Origin of the sequence: Vibrio sp. 99-8-1, from assembly GCF_013114595.1 — a bacterium.
GTDB lineage: Bacteria > Pseudomonadota > Gammaproteobacteria > Enterobacterales > Vibrionaceae > Vibrio.
This window is the reverse complement of the sequence record NZ_VTXE01000078.1, coordinates 1-921: the sequence shown is the minus strand read 5'-3', so window position 1 is coordinate 921 and position 921 is coordinate 1. Positions and strand designations below refer to the sequence as shown.

Sequence of the window (921 nt, the reverse complement as noted above, 5' to 3'; positions counted from 1 at the left end):
TAGTTCAGTTGGTAGAACGGCGGACTGTTAATCCGTATGTCGCAAGTTCAAGTCTTGCAGGGGGAGCCACTTTTAAAAAGCCATCTCATTGAGATGGCTTTTTTTATGCCTTTTCTACAATAGTCCGCCATTACTCCTATCCAATTTCAACCGTTATTGCCTTTCAATAAAAACAGCAAAATTAACATCGAGAAACTCATCACTGCTTTTAGCTGTTTTATAACAAACAACTTACAATTATTGGCATTGAATCTGAACTCAAACCGCATAGCGGGCACCTTTAAGAGTTTACTTTTAATACATTGCCAGCCAACAAAGCTCAAAAACAGAGCGTTAAGTATAGAAAATCAACAAACACACTTTTTTTTGCATTTTTCTATTGACGTTAAAGCGTAAAAACCGTTTAATACAGCCCACGCCCGGATAGCTCAGTCGGTAGAGCAGAGGATTGAAAATCCTCGTGTCGGTGGTTCGATTCCGCCTCCGGGCACCATATTCTGTTTTGGTGCAATTGCAACTTAACAAAAAAATTAATGAGCCGACTTAGCTCAGTAGGTAGAGCAACTGACTTGTAATCAGTAGGTCACCAGTTCGATTCCGGTAGTCGGCACCATTAATTTATATGAAAAGAGATAATTCCCCCTTAGTTCAGTTGGTAGAACGGCGGACTGTTAATCCGTATGTCGCAAGTTCAAGTCTTGCAGGGGGAGCCATTTTCTGGAGCCGACTTAGCTCAGTAGGTAGAGCAACTGACTTGTAATCAGTAGGTCACCAGTTCGATTCCGGTAGTCGGCACCATTTATTCATATATAAAAAGATAATTCCCCCTTAGTTCAGTTGGTAGAACGGCGGACTGTTAATCCGTATGTCGCAAGTTCAAGTCTTGCAGGGGGAGCCACTTTTAAAAAGCCATCTCATTGA

6 tRNA genes are annotated in these 921 nt (G+C 41.6%); all 6 read left to right on the top strand.

Features of this window, described 5'->3' with window-relative positions:
- The first annotated feature begins 1 nt into the window (after position 1).
- The 6 genes from F0227_RS21770 (at position 2) to F0227_RS21745 (ending at position 898) form a co-directional block, all read left to right on the top strand.
- A tRNA-Asn gene (locus F0227_RS21770) sits at positions 2-69 on the top strand.
- A gap of 348 nt (positions 70-417) precedes the next feature.
- A tRNA-Phe gene (locus F0227_RS21765) sits at positions 418-493 on the top strand.
- A gap of 44 nt (positions 494-537) precedes the next feature.
- A tRNA-Thr gene (locus tag F0227_RS21760) sits at positions 538-613 on the top strand.
- 24 nt (positions 614-637) lie between these two features.
- Positions 638-713: transfer RNA gene (locus tag F0227_RS21755), tRNA-Asn, on the top strand.
- 9 nt (positions 714-722) lie between these two features.
- A tRNA-Thr gene (locus F0227_RS21750) sits at positions 723-798 on the top strand.
- A 24-nt stretch (positions 799-822) separates the two neighbouring features.
- Positions 823-898 (top strand) — tRNA-Asn (locus F0227_RS21745).
- Positions 899-921 lie beyond the last annotated feature (23 nt).